This is a genomic window from Paraburkholderia phenazinium, assembly GCF_900100735.1.
Lineage (GTDB): Bacteria > Pseudomonadota > Gammaproteobacteria > Burkholderiales > Burkholderiaceae > Paraburkholderia > Paraburkholderia phenazinia.
Map to the genome: position 1 here is coordinate 144718 of NZ_FNCJ01000002.1, position 20040 is coordinate 164757.

The window sequence follows — 20040 nt, forward strand, 5'->3', positions numbered from 1 at the left end:
TGCTGCGACGAGAGCCGCCTGTTTAACCTTTTTCACCGCACCTTCTCCGTAAAGGGATTTGTTCGTGGAGCAGACTTTACGGTTTGAGCGAGTGGTTCAAATGCGTGAACAACGGGGCAATCACACAGCAGTTCGAAATCGTGAGCCGTGAGTTCGCAGAAGCGGAATTTTCTGCGGGTAAGTCTTGCCGGATCGTTGGATGATTCGGTTTACTGAACAGATTAGAGCCGTGTTTAAGGGCTTATTCGTTAGATTGCCTGCCGTGCCTCGCTTCGATAATCACTTCACTCATCGACCTGTTCGGGTTGCACACGGAGCGCGAGGCAGGTCGATTCATCTGATCAAAGGGTGCACGATGCAGCGGCCTTCGGTATCTTGTCCGGGTAGCGGTTCGATCGTGGTGGCGACGCAAAATGCTGGCTCTTCCGGTTTGCAAAGCGGCGAAACGGAGACGGTGAACTTCAGTCAATGTGTCGGGCAAGTGAGCGCGCCTGGTGTGTCGAGCAGCGCGGCCGTCAGCGGTTCCGTGACGGTGCAGGTGCAAAACGCGCAAGGGGTGGTGGGTAACGATGCGGCGAACTGGTCGTATACGGCAGTCGAAACCGCCAACAACCTCACGCTGGCTTCGTCGAATGGCACGACGGTGGTAAACGGCACGGCCACATTCTCGATGAGCTACGACGCCGCGACCGGCGTCACTACGACCACCGCGAGCGCGCCAACCGTGACGCTCAATATCACCCAGGCTGTGACATCAGGAAACGTCAACGGCACGATCACGATTACTTCGCTTAACTACTCACGCGTGCATGATTCGGACCCTTCCGGCGATACGGTGTTGACGAGCGGCGCGATCAGTGTGCAGGCGAGCGACGCGGTGATGGCATTCGGCGTCGCTACCCCGACGCCGGTCACGATCAGCAACGGTGTCGTGCAAGGCGGCGTGATTCAACTGTCGGGGGACAACGCCGTGGAGAGCATCACGCCGGGCAGCAATTCGACGGTCAATATTTCCGTCACTGCGAACGGGCAGACGGGCACCTATTCGGAAAACGTGGATAGCTTGCGCGAGTTGACGGGTAGTTGATTCGAAAGGGGGCAAAGGCGGAGGGGCATGCACCTATCCGCCAGTTTCGCTGCGTCGATCAGCCGTGCGCCGACACCAGCAATATCATCGGCCGCTCGCGTTCTTCAGCGAGTTCCGGGCGGGCTGCCACCTGCTCGTCGGTGGGCCCCCGGCCATGCAGAGCGAAGATCGATTGCACCAAGGGCTTGTGCTGCGTAAAGAGAGTCTCTATAATTCGCGCCTCTAAAGGCTCGTAGCTCAGTTGGTTAGAGCACCACCTTGACATGGTGGGGGTCGTTGGTTCGAATCCAATCGAGCCTACCAACGCACATTCGGCGCAGATAGATGCTGTTCCATTGAGGCTTCAATGGCTTCAGTCTCTGTCTGCTGTCGTGTCTCGCTTCACTCTCCGTTTCGTTCTTCCTGTTAGTTCTTGCTCCTGGCGTTTCCGCTAAGTGCTCGGCTTGACCTCTCCGCTTGGCTCCTCGCTTCATTCGCAAGCCTGTTCCCGTCTGCCTGCTTTCTCACGTCTTGCATCGCCATGCGGCGCTCGCGGCCAAGGCGCGGTAAAGTCAGGGTCCCGCTGATGTTTGCCACTGTCTCATCACAGTCTCGCAACCCCAGCCGCAAGGGACTCCTGGCGAAGAGCCCGCGGCTTTTAAGGAAGCTGGCGCACATGAAAAAGCTCATCAACGATGTTTCCGCGGTCGTCCCGGAGATGCTGGACGGACTCGCCGCACTCAATCCCGGTCTTTCGTTACTGCAGGGCGGCACGATCATCGTGCGCGCCGACGGCGAAGCCGCTGCCCGGCGCGGTGAAGTCGCGCTGATCTCCGGCGGCGGCGCCGGCCACGAGCCGGCCCACGCCGGCTATGTGGGGCACGGCATGCTGAGCGCGGCAGTGGCCGGGGAAGTGTTTACGTCGCCGTCGACGGACGCGGTGCTCGACGCGATCCGCGCAGTAGCCGGTCCCGCAGGCGTGCTGCTGATCGTCAAGAACTACACCGGCGATCGTTTCAACTTCGGCCTCGCTGCCGAGATCGCCCGCGCCGAAGGCATTGCGGTGGAGATGGTGATCGTTGCCGACGACGTCGCGCTCTCCGCGAGCGGCGACCACGCGGGGCGCCGCGGTCTCGCGGGCACCGTGCTGGTCCACAAGATTGCCGGCGCGGCAGCCGCCGAAGGTCGTCCGCTCAGCGAGGTGGCGCAGGCCGCCAGAGAGGCGGCCGCGATGCTCGGCACCATGGGCGTCGCGCTGACACCGTGTACGGTACCGGCGGCAGGCAAGGCGGGCTTCGAGCTGGGCGACGGCGAAATCGAGTGGGGCCTGGGCATTCATGGCGAGCCCGGCGTCGAGCGTGGCGCGCTCGAACCTGCGAATGCCATCGTTGCACGCCTGCTGGCGAAGATCGTCGACGATCTCGCGCTGCGAGCGGATGAGCGGGTGGCGCTGCTGGTGAACAACCTGGGCGGCACGCCGCCGAGCGAACTGAACATCGTCGCCGCCTCGGCGCTGCGCTATCTTGCCGGGCGTCGCATTGCGGTGGAGCGCGCATGGGCCGGCACGTTCCTGAGCGCGCTTGAAATGGCAGGCGTATCGCTCACGCTGTTGCGCCTTGACGATCAGCGGCTCGCGTGGCTCGATGCGGCCGCTCATACGTCCGCATGGCCGGCATTGAGCGGCCGCGTGACGCCGGCTCAAATCAAGGAAGCGCCGGTTGCGCCCGGCGAGACCCATGCTGCGCGGCTCGGCCGCCAAGCGCCGTTGCGCCGCGTAATCGAAGCGGTCTGCGCCCGTCTGATTGATGCAGAATCCCTCTTGACCGAGATGGATCAGCGCGTGGGCGACGGCGACCTGGGTATCAGCCTCGCACGCGGTGCACGAGGCATCCTGCAAGAGCTGGACAGCTATCCCGGCGAAGCGGCGCCGGGAGCCGTATTACGGGCGATGTCCGCGACGGTGCGGCGCGTGGTCGGCGGCACCTCGGGGCCGCTCTACGCGGTCATGTTGCTGCGGGCCGGCAGCGTTCTTGATCAAGCAGGCGGCGCAAGCGCGCAGCGCTGGGCCGATGCGTTCAGCGCCGGTGTCACCGCGCTGATGGAGCTCGGCGGCGCTCATGCTGGCGATCGCACCATGGTCGATGCGTTGCTGCCGGCCGCCGACGCCCTGCAAGCCGCGCTCGCGCAAGCGGCTAACCCAGATGAGGCGTTGCTGGCCGCGGTGGATGCCGCGACAACCGGCGCCTCGCAGACCGCTGCGATGAAGCCGCGCTTGGGGCGCTCCAGCTACGTGGGTGGTCGCGCGCTTGGCTTCGCAGATCCCGGCGCGCATGCAGTGGGACTTTGGCTTGCCGCAGTCCGTGCAGCTTTGCGTGACTGACCGGGAGTGACTGCGCGGGAATTAAAAGCGGCTCAAGCGCGAATCATCTCGGGGATTTCCGCCACGAGGGCGTCGATCGCGCAACGCGTCTTGAGCGGCAGATAGCGCGTCTGCGGCCAGACCGCGTGGATGTCCTGGGCCCGTACGCCGCAGCGTTCCCTGACGTAAGCCAGTCGACCGGTTTGGGCATGGCGCGCCAGCAGCCAGCAAGGCAACTGCACGAGTCCAAAACCGGCAATGCCGGCATCGGCGATGGCCTGAATATCGTCGAGGCTCAGTTGCGGCGTGATGCGCAGCTCCTGTGCCTGGCCCTCGCTATTCAGTGCACGCCAGGGCGCCAGCACGCCACCGCGCGAGTAGGCGATCCCCGCATGCCCGTGGAGGTCGTCGAGGTCCACGGGCACGCCGTATTTCGCCAGATACGACGGCGCGGCGCCGATGCTCATATGCTGCACGCCGAGGTGGCGCGCGGCGAGACTTGTGCTGTCGTGCAACTCGCCGATGCGCACCGCGAGGTCGAAACCTTCCTCGATCAGATCCACCTCTCGATCGCTAAACGAAATGTCGATCTGCAACTGCTTGTGTTGCCGAGCCAGTTCGAACAGCACCGGCGCGACGCAATGATGACCGAAGGCAATCGGCACGCTGACTCGCAGACGGCCGCGCGGTTCGGTGCGTTCGCTCTCCAGGTCGGCTTCCGCCGCCTCGAGTTCGGCGAGAGCCCGCACACAGCGGTCGTAATACGCCTGACCAGCCTCGGTCAGCGTCTGGCTGCGCGTGGTGCGATGCAGGAGGCGCGCGCCGAGACGCGCTTCGAGCCGCGTAATCACTTTCCCCACTGCCGAGCGCGTGAGATGCATGCGCTCGGCCGCAAGTGTGAAACTACCCGCTTCGACGACCTGGACGAAGGTCGTCACGCCATCGAGTCTGTCGGTCATATTGGGTCCATGCAGGAATAATTCACGGGAAAAAACCTCATCAATCGGGACGTGTGTTCCCGATATATTAGTCCTTGAAGTCGCGCAAATCGAGTGGCGTGGCGCTTTCCGTCAAGCCCGCCATGAACGTGCGATCGGACTCTATCCACTTCAGGCGATATCCATGACGCTTTCCCGTTCTCCAAAAAACGCGCTCGCCCTCGCGGCGGTGTGCCTGACCTCACTGATGTTCGGCCTTGAGATATCGAGTGTGCCGACCATTCTGCCAACCCTGCAAACCGTGCTGCACGGCGATTTCAAGTCGATGCAATGGATCATGAACGCGTACACGATTGCATGTACCACCGTTCTGATGGCGACCGGCGCGCTGGCCGATCGCTTCGGCCGGCGCCGCATGTACCTTGCGACCATCGTGCTGTTCGCGCTCACTTCGCTCTTGTGCGGACTGGCGCAAAGCGTGTCCGTACTGATCGTGAGCCGCTTTCTTCAGGGCATCGGCGGCGGCGCGATGCTGATCTGCCAGGTGGCGGTGCTGTCGCATCAGTTCCAGGAGGGCCGTGAACGCAGTCGCGCGTTTGCCGCCTGGGGGATCATCTTCGGCATTGGCCTTGGCTTCGGTCCGATCATCGGCGGCTTGATCGTCGCCGTGTCGAACTGGCAATGGGTCTTCCTGATCCACGTGTTCGTTTCGATCGTCGCGCTGGCTTTGGTGTTCGCCGGTGTCCAGGAGTCGCGCGATCCGCATGCGCAACATCTGGATGTACCCGGCGTTGTCACGCTTTCGGTGGCGTGCTTCGGCCTCGTTTACTACATCACGCAAGGACCGGATCTCGGCTTCGGCAGCGTCCCTGCCATGAGCATCATCGCGGTGGCGGCGCTGAGTTTCATTGCGTTTCTGATTGTCGAAAAGCGCAGTCCCCGGCCGATGTTCGACTTTTCGGTGTTGCGCATCCGCAGCTTTTCGGGCGCGCTGTTCGGCTCGATGGGGATGAACTTCAGCTTCTGGCCGTTCATGATTTACCTGCCGATCTATTTTCATGGCGCGCTCGGCTATGCGAGCGTTAGCGCCGGTCTGTCGTTGCTTGCTTATACGTTGCCTACGCTTGTGGTCCCACCGTTGGCCGAGCGGCTCGTGCTGCGCTTCGAAGCGCGCCGGGTGATTCCGCTGGGCATGTTCACGATCGGCCTCGGCTTCATCCTGATGAAGTTCGGCAGCAGCGCGGAGCATGCCGATTGGCTCACGATGTTGCCGGGTTGCCTGCTGTGCGGGATCGGACTCGGCCTGACCAACACCCCGGTGACCAATACGGCCACCGGGGCGGTCTCGCCGGACCGGGTGGGCATGGCCTCGGGCATCGATATGAGTGCGAGGCTGATCAGTCTCGCCATCAACATCGCCGTAATGGGGTTCATCCTGCTCGAGGGCGTGCTGTCTTACCTGAAGCGTTCGGCGCCGGAAGGTGCGGATGGCGGGTACTTGCGCCTGCTCGCCGAGAAGGTGGCGGCCGGCGATATGAGCTTGCTAAGCCAAAGCACTCCGGCGCTGACAGTGCTGGATCCGCACGGTGCAATCGCTCACGCGGCGCTGGTGCATGGTTTCGGGCTGGTGATGCTGTATGGCGCCTTGGGTGCGTGGGTTCTGTCCATGCTTAGTGCATTGACTTTCGGCCCTGGCGCTCAGCCACGCGCTGCAGCGAACTACGTCGGCTAGGTCTTCGCCAATCCGTCAGGTTTCCTGGCGGAATGCGGCATCGCGGTGCGATCAAGCCGTCGCAAGTCGACTGGCCTGGCGCGCCGCGCTTTTGTCTGGTTTGCCTAGCGTGAGCATACGGTCATGGCCTGGACGAAGGCATCCTGTTGCGCGGGGTTCTGAAAGAACGCTTCGAGACTGACGTGCTCGTCGTTTGCGAATTGCTGAAGACAGAGCGTAGTGTTCGCGCGAGCGCTCGGCGCCGCAAAGTGGAGCGCCGCCGCAAACAAGCCGACCAGCAGCAGCGTGATCGCGATGCCGACGCTCCAATACCGTTTCTCTTCTGCCTTGCGGGCGCGCAGCTGCGCAGCCTCGCAGGCGTTCATACCCGGTGCCGAAAGCTCTTCCATATGGATTCCCAATTTGATTAGCAAGACAACCATCTGCACTGCGTGATGACAAAACAACCCAAGGCGGTTTAATCAAGCGCCTTTCTTACGTTGTGCATGTTGGAGACAGTGGATTCGAATAGTTCGGGGCCGACTTTTCTGCGCAAAGTCTTGGCGATGTCGGCGCTGGCCTCATTGATGGGCCGGTCAAGCGCTTTGCCCGTGCGGGTGGGATAGACGCTCCATTCCCTGCCGTCCGCCTCTCCCTGGCGGCGCTCGACCAGTTCCTTCTCGCAAAGCGTGTCGATAAGCCGGGTAGCGGTGGGGCGGGCAATGCCCAATACATCAGCGACCTGACTGCTCAGGCATCCGGGCGAGGCCAGCACGACGCGCAGCACAAAACCTTGCGCCGGCGTCAAGCCAAAGCGGGCATAGACAGCCGCCCATTCCCGCTCGACCTGGCGGGCCAGTGCGACCGAGTTGAAGTAGAGGCAGTGATCGAACATGACGGTATTAAAGCGCATGATGGTTAGCATGGCAACTATTTTTGCGCCTCATCGAGGGCTTGCGGCAACGCGGCAGCGATGCGCTTGTGGTGCACGACGCGAACCCTCAACGCGCAACGGCGTTAAGATTGGCTGCGTGCGGGTGATCCGGTTGTCGTGGGGCCGGCTCGTTGCGCGTCAGACATAAACCTGATCGACGACACATGCCAACACCTTCCATCATCGTGACTGATGCACCGGGCCCGGACGAGATCGAGCTCATCGGCGACGGTCTTACCGAGTTCAATCTGCAGCAAACCGGCTGCGACGACAATCGCCCCCTTGCAGTGCTGGTCAAAGACCCGGACACGCATCGGGTAATCGGCGGTCTCACTGGCCGCACGTCGCTGGGGCTGATGTTTGTGGACCTGTTCTATCTGCCGCCGCAATTGCGCGGCTCGGGAATCGGCAGCGAGATCTTGCACGCCGCCGAGGCCGAAGGCCGCAAGCGCGGGTGTCGCGCAGCCGTGCTCTATACGATCAGTTTTCAGGCGCCCGATTTCTACAGGAAGCACGGCTGGCAGTCCTTCGGCGAGGTCGCATGCGATCCGCCCGGGACGAGCCGCGTCTTCATGACGAAAGCGCTTGCCTGAAGCCTTAGGTCGCGGTGGCCTTGGCCGCCTTGGGTGGGCGTCCCCCCGTCACCGGCCGCGTTCGGCTCCGCCGTTCACCTGAATCACTTTTCAAATTTCTTCGGCGCAGGATAATCGAATAAAAATCATGGGGAGACACCAATTGCCGTTTGAAAAATTAAGCGTGAGCCTAAGCAATTCGCATACGCCAATGGTTGTATTCGTTGCGGGTAAGAGCATCGCCAAACCTGCGGGCGTGGCAGTCGGCCTGGCGGATGCGTCCGCGGGCAGGCCCTTGGGTGTCGACACCCCTTTGCGGATTGCAAGCAACACCAAGACCTTCGTGGCGGCAACGGTCTTGCGCTTATGGGAGCAAGGCCGCCTCGATCTCGATGCGCCCATTGGGTCTCTGCTCTCGCCAGGACTGGAGCGCGTGTTGAGCACGCATGGTTACGCTACGGCCGCGATGACCATACGCCACCTGCTCAGTCACAGCTCGGGGCTTTACGATCACGGCGACGATCCGAGATTCATGGAGTCCGTGCTGGCGGATCCTGCGCACGCATGGACACGCGAGGAGCTGGTGCGTTTATCGGTCGCCTATGCGCCGTCACCGGGCAAGCCAGGGGCGGCGTTTCGTTATTCCGACACGGGGTACGTCCTGCTGGGCGATATCCTCGAGCGTGTGACCGCTCAACCCTTGGCTGCCGTCGTGCGGGAAGCCTTGCGTTTCGATAGCCGGGGCATGACCTCAACCTGGTGGGAAATCGTCGAGCCGCAACCGTCTGGCGCCGAGCCGCGTGCCCGCCAGTTTCTGGGCGAGGTCGATGTGACCGACATCAACGCCACGATGGATCTGTACGGAGGCGGTGGACTGGTCAGCTCTGCGCGAGACCTGGCGACGTTCACGGCAGACCTGTTTGAGGGACGCGTGTTCGAGCGCCCCGAGACCCTGGCTGAAATGCTGCGCAAGGGCAGCCATCAGGAGGCGGAGGAATATAGGCTGGGTATCTCGGTGACGTCCGTCGCCGGGCGCGAATGCTATTCGCATCTCGGCTTTTGGGGCACAGCCGCTTACTATTCGCCCAACACCGGTATCGCGCTAGCCGGTTTCACGACCGCTCGCCAGGGCCGGCCGCAGCTTCTGGAAATCATGGAGCGTGCGATCGCGCAGTAAGCGTGACGTCCTGCAACGATCGCTTCGCCTGAAAATAACCCGTTTAACCCGGCAAAGACACGACTCGAATATGGAAACTTACCTGGTTCGACCCGATGCAAAACGGGCCGCGCGTTACCGGATCATGTTCGGCAACACGCACTCGTTTCTGCCCATGCGCAACGGTATGGTGCCGAACACCTTGCACGTGCTGCTGCATCTGTCGACGGCGGTCACCCTGGTCGTGTTGTTCGTTTTCCTGCCGGATCGTTGAGCGTTTCGCCTCATCCCGAGCGTTTGGCGTTGCCGTTGTAATAGCCCAGGTCGCTGCTTGTGAGCAGTTGCTGCATGTAGGGGCCGTGTCGTTTTAGGGAGGCGCTCGCCAGGCATTCTTTCTTTCCGCGCAGCCGGTCGGCCAGAGTCAGATCGGGGTGAGTCTCGGCTGAGGGCGCGTCTTCCGCGCTCGGCCAGTGCTGGCAGAACAGGCTAAGCGGCTCGCAGGCGTGGCGAAAACGCGGGTGAACCGGCTCGCGTTCCGGCATGTCGACAATGGCTCGGCGTCCGAAACGTTCGACTACCGCGGTATACAGAACCTTCTCCAGGAAATCGTCGTCCTTCACGCGAATCGTGGACAGCATCTGCAGAAAGTCCGGTGTCGCCTTGGCGATGAAGAATTGCGTGGAGAGCGATTTGGTCTCGCGAATCCCGTAGCGCAGACCAAATGGTCTGAGCACGCCCGCAAGCCGGGCACGCAAACGCCGTCCCAATCGCGGGGAGCGCTTCCACGCCGGCACGCAATCGGTGCTCCACGACGAGGCGGCGATGACCGCGCCGGGAGTCCCGGCAAGCTGATCCAGATATCGCTTGATGACGTTCTGGTTGAAGATCCAGGTGTCCGCCTCGAGATGAATCACATAGTCCACTTTCAAATCGGTGACTGCGGCATTGATCGAGGCGAGCAACAGATCGGCCGCGCCTACGGTCAGCGGACGAGGTTCGCGCCTGACCAGCACGTCTTCGATATAAGCCGTGTAGCCGGCATCGGAGCAGGCGTGCACAACGGGCCATTGGCGGGCCCAGTTCAGCTTGATGATCTCCATGGAGATGCGCGCGCAATCAGTACGATTGAACGAGGTCAGGCATACGGCAACTTGCATGATTGGAAAGGGCGGTCGAATTCAGCGGCATAGTGCATGAAGACGGGCCGGATGCGCGGGCCAGACTTTTACGGAAAATTTCACGGGCCAGCCGAAGAAAACACCCGGTCCGGCAGGGAGCCGATTCAACGAACTGGCCTCAGCACTCGCCCGGCGGCCGGTATCCCCCGCTACTCGGCACTCGGTCACGGAACATCCCAGGAAATGCTTCGAAATCTAATCGCCCAGGCAGCGCGGTTGTCGACGGGGCGCCCATTTCAGCCGTTTTGACCAGAAATATGCTGCAAGACTTGGAAACCCGGGATTTACCGATTGTGTGGCAACATCCGCTCGAATCGACTTTGGCTGGATTGAGTGTATGGGCAATGATCAGGCGCAACAGGCGAATCGCACCGATTCGGTCGGGGCCGGCATGCCTGACGCTCAATCGGCTACGAGCACTGCCGCCTTCGTGATGTCGCCTGCGCTGGGCGACACTCTGAACCTCTTGATCGTCGCGCAAAATCTCGTGCGCGCGGGCTGGCGCGTCGATGTGTTCGGCGATCATGCCTACGCGCTTGCAGCCTGGTTTCCCCAATTCAGCATCGCACCTGCGTTGACGCCGGACGAGGCTCGCGAAGTGCTCGCACGCTACCCGTATGTGGTCCAGATGCACCGCGACCGGCCGCTCGCGCAGTTAGGCGGCTGGCATGCCGGCTTCATCGATCTGCATGAAGCCGAGTACGCGCAGAGTCCTCATTGCATGGCGAAGCGCTTCGCCGATTTTGCCGCCGCACGCTTCGGCCTGCACGATGCCGAGACATCGAACGGCATGCGTGCGCCCGCGGGCCTGAGCTTTCGCAAGCACGCTTCGCGCGTGGCGATCCATCCCGAGGCCAGCACCCCCGACAAACGCTGGCTGCCCCAGCGCTTTGTTGACCTGTCCCGCCGTTTGCAGGCTGCTGGCCTGCAGGTCGAATTCGTCCTCGAGGCGCGTGAGCGGTCGCGCTGGGGGCAGCTCGCGAGCGATTTGCCGCCACTGCGCTCGTTCCCCTCGTCGGCTCAGCTTGCCGCATGGCTTTATGAATCCGGCTGGTTCATCGGTAACGACTCGGGCGTTGGGCACCTCGCGTCGGCGCTGGGCATTCCGACTCTCACCGTGTTCCGGCGGCGCGGGGTGGCGCAGCGCTGGCGTCCGGGCTTTACCACCGGGGACATTGTGTTGCCGTCGTGGTGGGTGCCGACCGCCGGTTTGAAAGAGCGCTGGTGGCGCGAGAGCATTAGCGCCGGGCGGGTCATGAAGGCGTTCGGCGCCCTTCGTTTGCGTGTCGCCGGGCAGTCCCGGCCGATTGATTCAGCGCAGAGGTCTGAAAGATGAAGACGAAGCTTGAAGGTGCCGCATCGATTGCCGTCGTGATGCCGGCGGCAATCGGCGATACGCTCTTGATGATGGTGCTGGTCAACAATCTGATCCGCAATGGCTACCGGCCCACGGTTTTTAGCTGGGTGGTGAAGGATCTGATCGACTGGTTCCCGGGTATCGATGTGCGTGACGAGCAGGACGTGTGCGAACCGTTCGAGCTGGTGATTCAGCTACGCGCAACCGCGTCCGGGGCGTCGCTCGCCGCCGACGGCCAGGTGTGCGAGATCGTTCGCTGCGAAGCCTTTCAGGCGCCCGGGCATATGATCGACATGATCGTCGCGGTAGCGCGCGACGCGTTCGGACTTGCCGACGTCACGCGGCACAACGGCATCACCGTCCCGAACTGGATCCGGTTTCGGGCCTGCGAACGGCGGGTGGCGATTCATCCGACCGGCAGTCACATCGAGAAAATGTGGCCGCGCAAGAAGTTCGTCGCGCTGGTGCGCAAACTCGTGCAACGCGATTTTCAACCTACCTTGCTGGTGGCGCCGTGCGAGCGGCAGACGTGGCTGACGGAGCGCGACGCGGCGCAGCGGCTTCATTCGTTCGACCGGCTGGCCGACGTGGCGGCGTGGATCGCCGAGTCGGGCTGGTTTATCGGCAACGATTCGGGTCTCGGGCATCTCGCCTCCGCGCTTGGCGTGCCGACCTTGTCGCTATTCATGCGCCGCGGCATTGCGCGCACCTGGCGGCCCAACTGGGGGCGCGGCGAAGTTGTGCTGCCCTATAACCTGTTTGTGGTCGGCGCGCTGAAAGAGCGCTACTGGAAACTGGCCTTGACCGGAAGCCGCGTATTGCGCTCGTTCGACCGCTTGCGCCTCCAGGAAGGGCCGCGCTCCAGCTAGCGTCTGGCGTTGCGTATACCGCTCTTCAAGCGGTGCGCAGCCGAGATTGAAGCGGTGAATTTGCCCGCCGGTTTTACAAACAAGGCTTCAAACTGACGGGCTGCGCGTTCTGCAATGTCACAGTGACCGGCCGTTATATCTGGCCCATGACGACCAGGATGAGCACGACGATCACCACAATGCCGACTGTGCCCGACGGCGCGTAGCCCCACGAGCGGCTGTGCGGCCATGCGGGAAAGGCGCCGATGAGCAGCAGGATCAGAACGATCAGAAGAATGGTTCCCAACATAACGCCTCCGAATACGTGTGATTGATCGTGACGAGGGCCGGCGGCCCCCGCGCTTGACAAGCACTAACGCAATTCGCATGCCCGCAGGCTCAACCGGCGGGATTGTCGTCGTCGGGTTGAACGGGGGTGCCTTCGGCCGGCGCGCCGATGACGCTGACCTGGAAGACCGGCGTTGCCGCCAGCGATTGCAGGCTCGGATCTTCCGGGTATTGCACGAGCAGCGGCAGGATCACCGAGCCGCCGATGATCGCGCGCCGGCTGTTGTCCGCCGGGCGCAAGCCCCACACGTCCTGATAGACCAGCGGCACCAACTGATGGTCGTGCGTGGTGTTGCCCAGATACAGCATCACGTGGCCGCCGATATAGATCAGCGTGCGCATCGGCACGCCATGCTTGACGAGATAGTCGAGGCGCTCGGCCGGCGTGGCGGCGGACAGGTCGGTCATGCGTCCGGCGCTCATCTGCGTCGACGAATGACGCGGCAGCCAGATGCCGAAGGCCGCGAAGATGCTTTGCGTCTCCGACGAGCAGTCGTTGTAGAAGTCCATATTGCCCCAGCCGTAGGGACGCCCGATCAAGGCCTTGAGCAGCACCGCCAGGTGACGCGGGGTGGCGGTCAGCGGCGCCGTGGCGATCTGCGTATCGTTCAGTTGTGCGATACGTGCGACGGCATTGCCGTTGGCGTCGCGGGCGGGGACCATGACGCTGCGCACGCCTGGGTTGTCGCCAGGCGCGACTGGCAGCAAGGTGCCGGCCGGCGCATCGAAGCGGAACGCGCCCAGGCTATCGCGCACCGGCGCCGATGCGGCGATCACCGCCGTGAGCCCATTGCGCGCCGCGCTGCGCCAGATATCGACAAACGCGGCGCTCACCATGCCGACCTTGTCGCTGCGGACCCAGCCTTGCACATCCGGCGTCTGCACGTAGTACCAGCCGCCATCGCGGCTGCTGCCCAGAACATAGAGCGGTGTGCCGGGGCGGGCCGCCGAGACCTGCAGGTTATCGAACGGGTAGCCTTCGCCGGCGAGGCGGTGGTCGTAGAACGATGGGTCTATGGTCGGCAGTTCGCGGATCAGCGCGTTGTCCGTAGCAATGGCGCGGTGCGCGGCGGCATAACCAGGCGCATGTTCGAACTGGCCGACGTCCATGTTCTGCTCGATCGCGTCGATCCAGGCTTGCGTGTGCGGGCGGAAGTTCTGGCCGTAGCCGAGTTCGCGAGCGGTTTTGCCGGTGTTGTCGTACTGCGCAATGCGGCGGCGCTGCAACGCGGCGATATCGGCCCCGCCATCGCGGTAGACGCGCGTGTCGACAAAGCTGGGGTTCCACGGCGAAGGATCCGCGGCGGCGGCGCCGAAGTAGCGGGTCCGCAGCGCTTCGTAGTGGGTCTGCTGGTCCGCCGCGCTCAGAAACGGTTGGTCGTAGCCGCTGCTTGCCGGGTCGAGCCAGTGATCGACATTCTGGTCGTAGGCGTCCATCGGGAAGACGCTGACCGGATCGATGCGTGCCTCGCTGGCGGGCGGCGCCGGCGGCGTGGCACATGCCGCGAGGGCGAGGCACAGCACAGCGGCGGTGAGACGCAGGCGGGTGTGGGCTGATATGCGCCATGAAGGCGGCAGGGCTAGCCGGCGCAGCTTCAGGGCAGCGGCTTCGATACAAGGCAATGCGGCAAACGGCATGGTGCTCGACAGTGGGTGGCCAAGGTGCAGATCATACGATGGTCTGCGTGTCGAGTTGAAGACTATGTGCGTTGCCGTGGCGGCACGCGCCACCAGGTCATCAGCACCAGCAGGGCGAACGCCACGTAGGCGAGGGTGAATACCCAGGCCGGCAGATCGTAGAACAGAAGCCGGCCCACCCAACGCTGGATGCAGCCCTGCGAGCCGACTGCGCCGGTGCGCAGCCAGTCTTCCAGCACGGTCAATGGACAGGCAATATCCAGCACGGACAGCAGCGCCACCACGCCGATGGCGAACAGGTGGGCGAAGCGGAACGTCCGGTTGCGCACCCATCTCCAGCTCAGCAGCGAGCCGATCCAGATGGCGGGCAGCCCGCAGACGATGAACGCGGCGAGCAGGGCATGCACGGTGAGTACCGCATCCGCGAGAGCAAGCATGATGTCCTCAAACGGTGCGCGGCAAACGCTCGCTTGCCGCGCGGGACGATGCGGCTCTCGCTTATTGCGGCTGGGGTGGCGGCGGCGCATCGGCGGCCGGGTGGTCGTCCGGGTGATCGCCATGAGGAGCGCGGTTTGCCGCAGCAATATCTTCAGCGAGGCTCGTGCGCAGCGTTGCGATCGCCTGATCCGGGTTGGCCGGCTTCAGTTGCTCGCGCGCCAGCGAGTCATAAACGTAGTGCCGCAACATCGGGTCTTGGGTCTTGTTCAAGACATCATGATAGACCGCGATGATCTCGCTTTCGCGTCCGGTCATGGCGTACAGCCGACGCAGTTGTTCGAGATCGTTGACGGCTGCAAAGCCGGCGCCGCGCGGCGGCATGGCATCGAAGCGAGGCGGCTGGCCGTGGCCCGGCGGGCCCGGCGGCGGGGCGTCCTGGGCGATTGCAGAGGATGCGGCGGCGCTCAGTAGCACGGTCAAAGCAGCGGTCAAGGTGGTGCGCAACGCCGCGGTCGGAATGGCCTTTTTCATGTTGTCGATTCCATCGGGTCAGGGCCGGCGCGACAGTGCGCCGAGCACTTTTACACGATAGTCGAGATGAGGTTCTGTAGGGTTACTGCAGCCTGTCCGTAACTTACAGACCCTTGCGCGCTGCCGCCCTTAGGCCCTTGGACGGGCGCCGGTGCTCAGAGATTCGCCGCGCCGGCGGCCGCGACGCGGTTGCGCCCGGAGGTCTTGGCGACGTAGAGCGCGGCATCGGCACGCCGCATGAAAGCATCGAGCGAGGTGTCGCGGCCCTGGCGCGCCGTGCCGCAGCCGATGCTGACGGTCACCGCAGGAATGCGCCGTTTGGCGTCGATGCTATGGCACACCTCGATGTCGCGGCGAATCGCTTCGGCGACGTTGAGCGCGCCGCGTTCGTCCGTATCGGGCAAGACCGCCACGAACTCTTCGCCGCCGTAACGGGCGACCGTGTCGCCGGGGCGCCGCAGATGGCGCGCGAGCGCAGCAGCAATGCGTTGCAGCGCCAGGTCGCCCAAGGCATGGCCGTGCTGATCGTTGTAGCGCTTGAAGTGATCCGCGTCGATGAACAGGACCGACAACTCGCGTCCTGTTCGCTGCATCCGTTGCCATTCGGTCAGCAGCACTCTGTCGAGGGCGCGCCGGTTATTGAGGCCGGTGAGCGAATCCGTCTGCGCCATGTGTTCCAGGCGCGACTGCATCGCGCCGCGGTCACGCAAGGCGAAGGCAAGCAGCCAGATCACCACGATAAACGTGCCGGACACGAGCAGCGCGGACGCACCGACGATTTCGGAGCGGCGTTGCCACTCGGCGAGCACGTCCTGTTCGGCCGGCGCGATCACGGCGATCAGCGGCGTGCCGGGGATGCGTGCAAAGGTGTAGAGACGGGTGATGCCGTCGATCGGCGAGACCGCGGAAAACGAGCCGCTCTCGCCTTGGAGGAGTCGTAGAAACGGCGCCGAGCGAACCATGAGAAAGCGCGTCGAGCTCGTAATCTGCGGGCTGCGCGCGACGATGGTGCCGTCTGCGCGCACGATCATGCTGATGCCGTGAGGGCTGACCTCGAGCTTGTCGAGAACCTGCTGGAAATAGTCGAGGCTGATGGCGATCGCGGCCACCCCGGCAAACGAGCCGTCCGCGTGGTCGATCCTGCGGCTTAGCGCGATCGAGCTTGCGCCGCCTCGCAGCCGCGAGTGGAACGGCTTGGAGAAGTAGAGGCCGAGGTCGCGGCTCTGCTGGTGCACATAAAAGTAATCGCGATCCGCGAGATTCGCTTTGGGCGGAGTGCCCGCACCGTATTCGACGACGTTGCCGTTCGCATCCAGCGCGGATACCGCACTGATCTCGTGCGCGGTGCTGGTGCGGTCGAACAGCACCTTATGGCGGATATTCGGGTCGAGCTGCATCACGAGCGGGTCGCGCAATCCCGCTGCGACCGCCTGCAGGGAGAGATCGGCCAGTTCGAAATTATGCTGGACGTCGTTACTCAGCATGGATATCACACTGCGCGAGGTATCGCGCGCATGATCGAGTGCGTCCTGTCGTCCGGCGGCCAGCGTGACCAGGGTGAGCGCGAACGCGCCCAGCGCGAGCAGGCTGCCGAGCGCCCCGACGGCCAGCGGATGGCGTCCCGCCAGCACGGCGACCCGGGTGACACGAGCCCCGAGATACCTGTGCAGACGTTGTAAGCCCCGCACAGGCGGGGGTGGGGCGCGATCACTGGTTTGCATAAGGTCTGATGGGCCGGCTCATTGCGAGCGCTTTACATGTCACGGCTCGACAAGGGATTTGAAATGCCGGTTAGCGGGCGGCCCGAGTATATCGGCGGAATCTTACAGAATCTTCCGGGCCCAGTCAGGAGGAGAACTCGCGCGAGGCGCGTTTTCGCGGGCAGTGCGCAATCGCGAATGCGGCGATTGCGCACTGCGTTCCTCACGCGTCAGAACGTTTCCCAGCTCTCGGAGCCACCGGCTTCGGCGAGTGCCACGGCCGGTTTGGCAGCGACTGTTGGCGTGCGCTTCGCTACCGGACGGGCGAGCGGCGCGCGTGCCCTGGCCGCAGTGGCGACGGCGCGCGGTGCTGCTGCTGCCGATTTGCTCTCGCTGACCTTGAACACGGACACCGCGCGTTTTTGCTGCGCCGCCTGTTGTTCGAGCGATTGCGCCGCCGCCGATGCCTCTTCCACGAGGGCCGCGTTCTGTTGCGTGACCTCGTCCATCTGCCCGACGGCCTGATTCACCTGCTCGATGCCACGGCTTTGTTCGTCGGACGCCGCGGAGATTTCCGCGTTAATGTCGGCGACCCGTTTGATGGCCTGCTGCACTTCGGCCATCGTGCGGCCCACTTCTTCCGCCTGCGACGAACCGTTGTGAATCGTCGCCACCGAGCTCTGGATCAGATCCTTGATTTCCTTTGCCGCGCTGGAGGAGCGCTGCGCGAGACTGCGCACTTCGCCGGCAACCACGGCGAAGCCCCGTCCTTGTTCACCTGCGCGTGCCGCTTCCACCGCCGCGTTCAAGGCGAGAATGTTGGTCTGGAAAGCAATGCCTTCGATCAGTGTGGTGATGTCGGCAATCTTCGACGAGCTCGCCGTGATGTCGCCCATCGTTACCAGCATGCGCTCCACCACTGCATTGCCCTTGTCCGCCACGTCCGAAGCATTGCCGGCCAGCGTGGTGGCCTGGCGGGCATTTTCGGAGTTCTGTTTGACGGTGGCGGTGAGCTGCTCCATGCTGGCCGCGGTTTCTTCCAGCGAAGCGGCCTGCTCTTCGGTGCGCGAGGACAAATCCATGTTGCCGGCAGCAATTTCGCTGGAGGCCACCATGATCGATTCGCTCGAGGTCTTGATGCCACGGACGATATCGGCAAGTTGCGTGTCCATCTGCTTCAACGCGCCGAGCAGATCGCCGAATTCGTCCTTCGAATGGATCGTGAGCGGGTTTTCAAGCTGACCTTCGGCGATGCGCTGCGCGACGTCGACTGCCGAACCCAGCGGCGTGATGATGGCCCTCATCAGATACACCGAGGCACCGATGGCCACGCACAGGCCCAGCACGATCGCACCGATCGAGACCCACAGCAGTGCGTGATACGTGTCCGTGCCCTGGTCGGCCATCTGCTTGACCTGGGTGGCGTTGATGTCGATGTCGCGGTCGACCGTGTCGGACAGCGCATTGCCCACGTCGCGCATCTTGTTGAGAGACGGGGCGGCGGCGTCGATATTGCCGCTGTCGATGGCGGCGAGCGCCGTATCGGTCAACGACTTGAAGTCGACGAACTGCGTGGCGATCTGATCGGCGATTTTGCGCTCGTCGTCAGCGGAGACTTTGGCCGGGTAGTAGTCGGTCCACGCGCTGTTGAGTTTTTTCTGCAGGTCGCGGATACGATCGCTTGCCTGCTTCGCTTCGGCCGGATCGTGAATGGTGAGCAGACGGCTCAACGTCAGACGAATCTTCAGCGCGTTCGCTTGCGTGGCAGCGAGGTCTTCGATCGGTACCGTGCTATCGGTGTACATCGAGCTCATGTCCGAGCTTAGGGTCGCGAGGCCTCGAACGCCCATCAATCCGATGCCGATCATCAAGACGATGCACGCGCCGAGCGCGAGAATGATCTTGAACTTGATTGTGTTCGTCAGCTTGTTCATTCAGATACCTGTACACGATGGGGAAAAACGATCACTGCGGAGGGCGATTGCGCGCGGCGTTTTGTCTGACGAGAACCGCACGCTATGCAGGGGTGTACTTGTGTAAACGACATGTGGGATCAGTTCTTGAGGTATGCGTGGCAGATTTGCACGAACTCGTGAAAAAGACCCGGCGGTTTCTTTCATTGCATTACTGAGGCGCGCGATTGCAGGCGCGCTGGGTCTGGCCCTTAGCTGGCGCAACGGGTGCAGAAGGCGCATGATGGAGACATGTGCTGGCATGACCTGCAGGCACACGCGAGACCAACCGGTGTGCATTCATCGGTCTGCGGACCATCGTCGCCGCACGGTTGGACTGTATCTATCTGCCCAGGAGGAACAAGCATGGAACGACCGGACGCCGCCAATCCATTTGGCGAATTCACCAAAATGCTGGAGCAGTTCAAGCTACCCGGCTTCGACGTGCCCGCCATCATGGAAGCGCGACGCAAGGACGTCGAGGCGCTGGTAACGGCGAATCAGGCAGCCTTGCAGGGCATGCAGTCGCTCGCGCAGAAGCAGGCCGACATGCTGCGTTCGACGCTGGGCGAACTGCAGTCGCTGGCCGGCCAGTTCTCCGCCACCGGCGGGGCGACCACGCAAACGGCCGAACTGGTGCAGCAAACCTTGCATAAGGCTTTGGCCGACATGCAACAGCTCGCGCAAGCGGCGTATCAGTCGCAAGCCGAGTCGTATGCCGTGATCGCCAAACGCGTCGAAGAGAACGTGCAGGAACTCAAGACTCTTTTGCAACCGAAGAAGTAACAGAACGGCGGTGCCGGCCCACGCGTGCATTCGATGCGCGCGGGTCGCACCCGATGCCGGCGTCTGACCGAGAAATTCGGTTAGCGTCGGCATTTTTCATTTCAGCACGAGCATTCGCAAATTCGAACCTTCGTTTCGCGCCTGGAATCAGTCCACCGCGACGTTGCCGTGCGGGTTTCATTCTTCTTACAGGGTGGAAAGTTCGCAGAACGAAAGGTATGAGACAAGCGGTATGAGACAAGCCGAAATTCGGCTGGTTTATTCAATGTCTGCTTAATACGGCGAACGCGCCTGCTTGCGGCAGTGACTTTTTTTGCTGCGGCCCTTATTTTTTTCGATGCGGTTTGCTTAAAACGCCCCAGCAGGGGCGAATCGGCGTGCAGGCACCGCCGGTCATGGCGCTCATCCTTCTATTCAAACGGCATGGGGCCTGATGTCGGTTTGGAATCCATGCCAAACGATTGCGAGCGCCGTTTTCCCTCCCTAAAGTTTCGCGCCGCCACTCCGTAGACGCATTCACGCAACCTC

Annotated in this window: 19 protein-coding genes and 1 tRNA gene; 10 read left to right on the top strand and 10 right to left on the bottom strand. The window is 62.9% G+C overall.

The window, feature by feature from the left end; translation table 11 throughout:
* Positions 1 to 454 precede the first annotated feature (454 nt).
* The 3 genes from BLQ92_RS04525 (at position 455) to dhaL (ending at position 3446) form a co-directional block, all read left to right on the top strand.
* Complete coding sequence (locus BLQ92_RS04525; protein WP_143016508.1) at positions 455 to 1087, top strand: hypothetical protein; 633 nt, start codon at positions 455 to 457, stop codon at positions 1085 to 1087.
* Positions 1088 to 1313: 226 nt separating this feature from the next.
* A tRNA-Val gene (locus BLQ92_RS04530) sits at positions 1314 to 1390 on the top strand.
* 352 nt (positions 1391 to 1742) lie between these two features.
* Positions 1743 to 3446 carry a dihydroxyacetone kinase subunit DhaL gene (dhaL, locus tag BLQ92_RS04540; RefSeq protein WP_090682115.1) on the top strand — a complete coding sequence of 568 codons (1704 nt, stop codon included), beginning with the start codon at positions 1743 to 1745 and terminating at the stop codon, positions 3444 to 3446.
* 32 nt (positions 3447 to 3478) lie between these two features.
* Here the strand turns inward: dhaL and BLQ92_RS04545 are convergent, their stop codons facing one another.
* The gene (locus tag BLQ92_RS04545) at positions 3479 to 4384 is read right to left on the bottom strand and encodes a LysR family transcriptional regulator (RefSeq protein WP_090682116.1); all 906 of its coding nucleotides are present in this window, start codon (positions 4382 to 4384) and stop codon (positions 3479 to 3481) included.
* Between the two features lie 163 nt (positions 4385 to 4547).
* Between BLQ92_RS04545 and BLQ92_RS04550 the strand changes: the two genes are divergently transcribed.
* On the top strand, positions 4548 to 6095 hold the full coding sequence (locus tag BLQ92_RS04550; RefSeq protein WP_090682118.1) for an MFS transporter: 1548 nt from the start codon (positions 4548 to 4550) through the stop codon (positions 6093 to 6095).
* Positions 6096 to 6199: 104 nt separating this feature from the next.
* On the opposite strand, the gene BLQ92_RS04555 is transcribed toward BLQ92_RS04550, so the two are convergent.
* Both BLQ92_RS04555 and BLQ92_RS04560 read right to left on the bottom strand, forming a co-directional pair.
* Positions 6200 to 6484 (bottom strand): hypothetical protein, encoded by a 285-nt coding sequence (locus BLQ92_RS04555; RefSeq protein ID WP_143016509.1) that lies wholly within the window; start codon positions 6482 to 6484, stop codon positions 6200 to 6202.
* A gap of 68 nt (positions 6485 to 6552) precedes the next feature.
* Positions 6553 to 6969, bottom strand: coding sequence for a MarR family winged helix-turn-helix transcriptional regulator (locus BLQ92_RS04560; RefSeq protein WP_090682918.1), 417 nt, complete (start codon positions 6967 to 6969; stop codon positions 6553 to 6555).
* 203 nt (positions 6970 to 7172) lie between these two features.
* On the opposite strand from BLQ92_RS04560, the gene BLQ92_RS04565 reads away from it, so the two are divergent.
* The 3 genes from BLQ92_RS04565 to BLQ92_RS04575 all read left to right on the top strand — a co-directional run bounded on the left by BLQ92_RS04565 (position 7173) and on the right by BLQ92_RS04575 (position 9010).
* Positions 7173 to 7601 (top strand): GNAT family N-acetyltransferase, encoded by a 429-nt coding sequence (locus tag BLQ92_RS04565; protein ID WP_090682121.1) that lies wholly within the window; start codon positions 7173 to 7175, stop codon positions 7599 to 7601.
* A 190-nt stretch (positions 7602 to 7791) separates the two neighbouring features.
* Positions 7792 to 8757 (top strand): serine hydrolase domain-containing protein, encoded by a 966-nt coding sequence (locus BLQ92_RS04570; protein ID WP_090682123.1) that lies wholly within the window; start codon positions 7792 to 7794, stop codon positions 8755 to 8757.
* Positions 8758 to 8827: 70 nt separating this feature from the next.
* Positions 8828 to 9010, top strand: a complete 183-nt coding sequence (locus tag BLQ92_RS04575; RefSeq protein ID WP_090682124.1) for a hypothetical protein — start codon at positions 8828 to 8830, stop codon at positions 9008 to 9010.
* 10 nt (positions 9011 to 9020) lie between these two features.
* Here BLQ92_RS04575 and BLQ92_RS04580 read toward each other — a convergent pair whose 3' ends face one another.
* The gene (locus BLQ92_RS04580; RefSeq protein ID WP_090682126.1) at positions 9021 to 9893 is read right to left on the bottom strand and encodes a hypothetical protein; all 873 of its coding nucleotides are present in this window, start codon (positions 9891 to 9893) and stop codon (positions 9021 to 9023) included.
* A 358-nt stretch (positions 9894 to 10251) separates the two neighbouring features.
* Between BLQ92_RS04580 and BLQ92_RS04585 the strand changes: the two genes are divergently transcribed.
* Positions 10252 to 11250 (top strand): glycosyltransferase family 9 protein, encoded by a 999-nt coding sequence (locus BLQ92_RS04585; RefSeq protein ID WP_244106314.1) that lies wholly within the window; start codon positions 10252 to 10254, stop codon positions 11248 to 11250.
* Positions 11247 to 12140 carry a glycosyltransferase family 9 protein gene (locus BLQ92_RS04590; protein WP_090682128.1) on the top strand — a complete coding sequence of 298 codons (894 nt, stop codon included), beginning with the start codon at positions 11247 to 11249 and terminating at the stop codon, positions 12138 to 12140. Before BLQ92_RS04585 ends, BLQ92_RS04590 begins: the two co-directional genes overlap by 4 nt.
* Positions 12141 to 12273: 133 nt before the next feature.
* Here the strand turns inward: BLQ92_RS04590 and BLQ92_RS04595 are convergent, their stop codons facing one another.
* The 6 genes from BLQ92_RS04595 to BLQ92_RS41050 all read right to left on the bottom strand — a co-directional run bounded on the left by BLQ92_RS04595 (position 12274) and on the right by BLQ92_RS41050 (position 18708).
* A complete protein-coding gene (locus BLQ92_RS04595; protein WP_090682129.1) occupies positions 12274 to 12429 on the bottom strand; it encodes a DUF3309 family protein in 156 nt (51 codons plus the stop codon).
* Between the two features lie 89 nt (positions 12430 to 12518).
* A complete protein-coding gene (locus BLQ92_RS04600) occupies positions 12519 to 14105 on the bottom strand; it encodes an SH3 domain-containing C40 family peptidase (RefSeq protein ID WP_090682131.1) in 1587 nt (528 codons plus the stop codon).
* 62 nt (positions 14106 to 14167) lie between these two features.
* On the bottom strand, positions 14168 to 14542 hold the full coding sequence (locus BLQ92_RS04605) for a DUF2784 domain-containing protein (RefSeq protein WP_090682132.1): 375 nt from the start codon (positions 14540 to 14542) through the stop codon (positions 14168 to 14170).
* 61 nt (positions 14543 to 14603) lie between these two features.
* Positions 14604 to 15074, bottom strand: a complete 471-nt coding sequence (locus BLQ92_RS04610; protein WP_090682134.1) for a hypothetical protein — start codon at positions 15072 to 15074, stop codon at positions 14604 to 14606.
* 155 nt (positions 15075 to 15229) lie between these two features.
* Positions 15230 to 16795 carry a sensor domain-containing diguanylate cyclase gene (locus BLQ92_RS04615; protein ID WP_090682136.1) on the bottom strand — a complete coding sequence of 522 codons (1566 nt, stop codon included), beginning with the start codon at positions 16793 to 16795 and terminating at the stop codon, positions 15230 to 15232.
* A 209-nt stretch (positions 16796 to 17004) separates the two neighbouring features.
* The gene (locus BLQ92_RS41050) at positions 17005 to 18708 is read right to left on the bottom strand and encodes a methyl-accepting chemotaxis protein (protein WP_090682139.1); all 1704 of its coding nucleotides are present in this window, start codon (positions 18706 to 18708) and stop codon (positions 17005 to 17007) included.
* A gap of 384 nt (positions 18709 to 19092) precedes the next feature.
* On the opposite strand from BLQ92_RS41050, the gene phaP reads away from it, so the two are divergent.
* Positions 19093 to 19512: a phasin family protein gene (phaP, locus tag BLQ92_RS04625; RefSeq protein ID WP_090682140.1), complete on the top strand. Its 420-nt coding sequence runs from the start codon at positions 19093 to 19095 to the stop codon at positions 19510 to 19512.
* Positions 19513 to 20040: the final 528 nt, after the last annotated feature.

Bases quoted from the DNA above. Each gene is read 5' to 3' on its own strand.
- dhaL (WP_090682115.1), top strand. From the start codon at position 1,743: ATGAAAAAGCTCATCAACGATGTTTCCGCGGTCGTCCCGGAGATGCTG.
- BLQ92_RS04545 (WP_090682116.1), bottom strand. From the start codon at position 4,384: ATGACCGACAGACTCGATGGCGTGACGACCTTCGTCCAGGTCGTCGAA.
- BLQ92_RS04550 (WP_090682118.1), top strand. From the start codon at position 4,548: ATGACGCTTTCCCGTTCTCCAAAAAACGCGCTCGCCCTCGCGGCGGTG.
- BLQ92_RS04555 (WP_143016509.1), bottom strand. From the start codon at position 6,484: ATGGAAGAGCTTTCGGCACCGGGTATGAACGCCTGCGAGGCTGCGCAG.
- BLQ92_RS04560 (WP_090682918.1), bottom strand. From the start codon at position 6,969: ATGTTCGATCACTGCCTCTACTTCAACTCGGTCGCACTGGCCCGCCAG.
- BLQ92_RS04565 (WP_090682121.1), top strand. From the start codon at position 7,173: ATGCCAACACCTTCCATCATCGTGACTGATGCACCGGGCCCGGACGAG.
- BLQ92_RS04570 (WP_090682123.1), top strand. From the start codon at position 7,792: ATGGTTGTATTCGTTGCGGGTAAGAGCATCGCCAAACCTGCGGGCGTG.
- BLQ92_RS04575 (WP_090682124.1), top strand. From the start codon at position 8,828: ATGGAAACTTACCTGGTTCGACCCGATGCAAAACGGGCCGCGCGTTAC.
- BLQ92_RS04580 (WP_090682126.1), bottom strand. From the start codon at position 9,893: ATGCAAGTTGCCGTATGCCTGACCTCGTTCAATCGTACTGATTGCGCG.
- BLQ92_RS04585 (WP_244106314.1), top strand. From the start codon at position 10,252: ATGGGCAATGATCAGGCGCAACAGGCGAATCGCACCGATTCGGTCGGG.
- BLQ92_RS04590 (WP_090682128.1), top strand. From the start codon at position 11,247: ATGAAGACGAAGCTTGAAGGTGCCGCATCGATTGCCGTCGTGATGCCG.
- BLQ92_RS04595 (WP_090682129.1), bottom strand. From the start codon at position 12,429: ATGTTGGGAACCATTCTTCTGATCGTTCTGATCCTGCTGCTCATCGGC.
- BLQ92_RS04600 (WP_090682131.1), bottom strand. From the start codon at position 14,105: ATGCCGTTTGCCGCATTGCCTTGTATCGAAGCCGCTGCCCTGAAGCTG.
- BLQ92_RS04605 (WP_090682132.1), bottom strand. From the start codon at position 14,542: ATGCTTGCTCTCGCGGATGCGGTACTCACCGTGCATGCCCTGCTCGCC.
- BLQ92_RS04610 (WP_090682134.1), bottom strand. From the start codon at position 15,074: ATGAAAAAGGCCATTCCGACCGCGGCGTTGCGCACCACCTTGACCGCT.
- BLQ92_RS04615 (WP_090682136.1), bottom strand. From the start codon at position 16,795: ATGCAAACCAGTGATCGCGCCCCACCCCCGCCTGTGCGGGGCTTACAA.
- BLQ92_RS41050 (WP_090682139.1), bottom strand. From the start codon at position 18,708: ATGAACAAGCTGACGAACACAATCAAGTTCAAGATCATTCTCGCGCTC.
- phaP (WP_090682140.1), top strand. From the start codon at position 19,093: ATGGAACGACCGGACGCCGCCAATCCATTTGGCGAATTCACCAAAATG.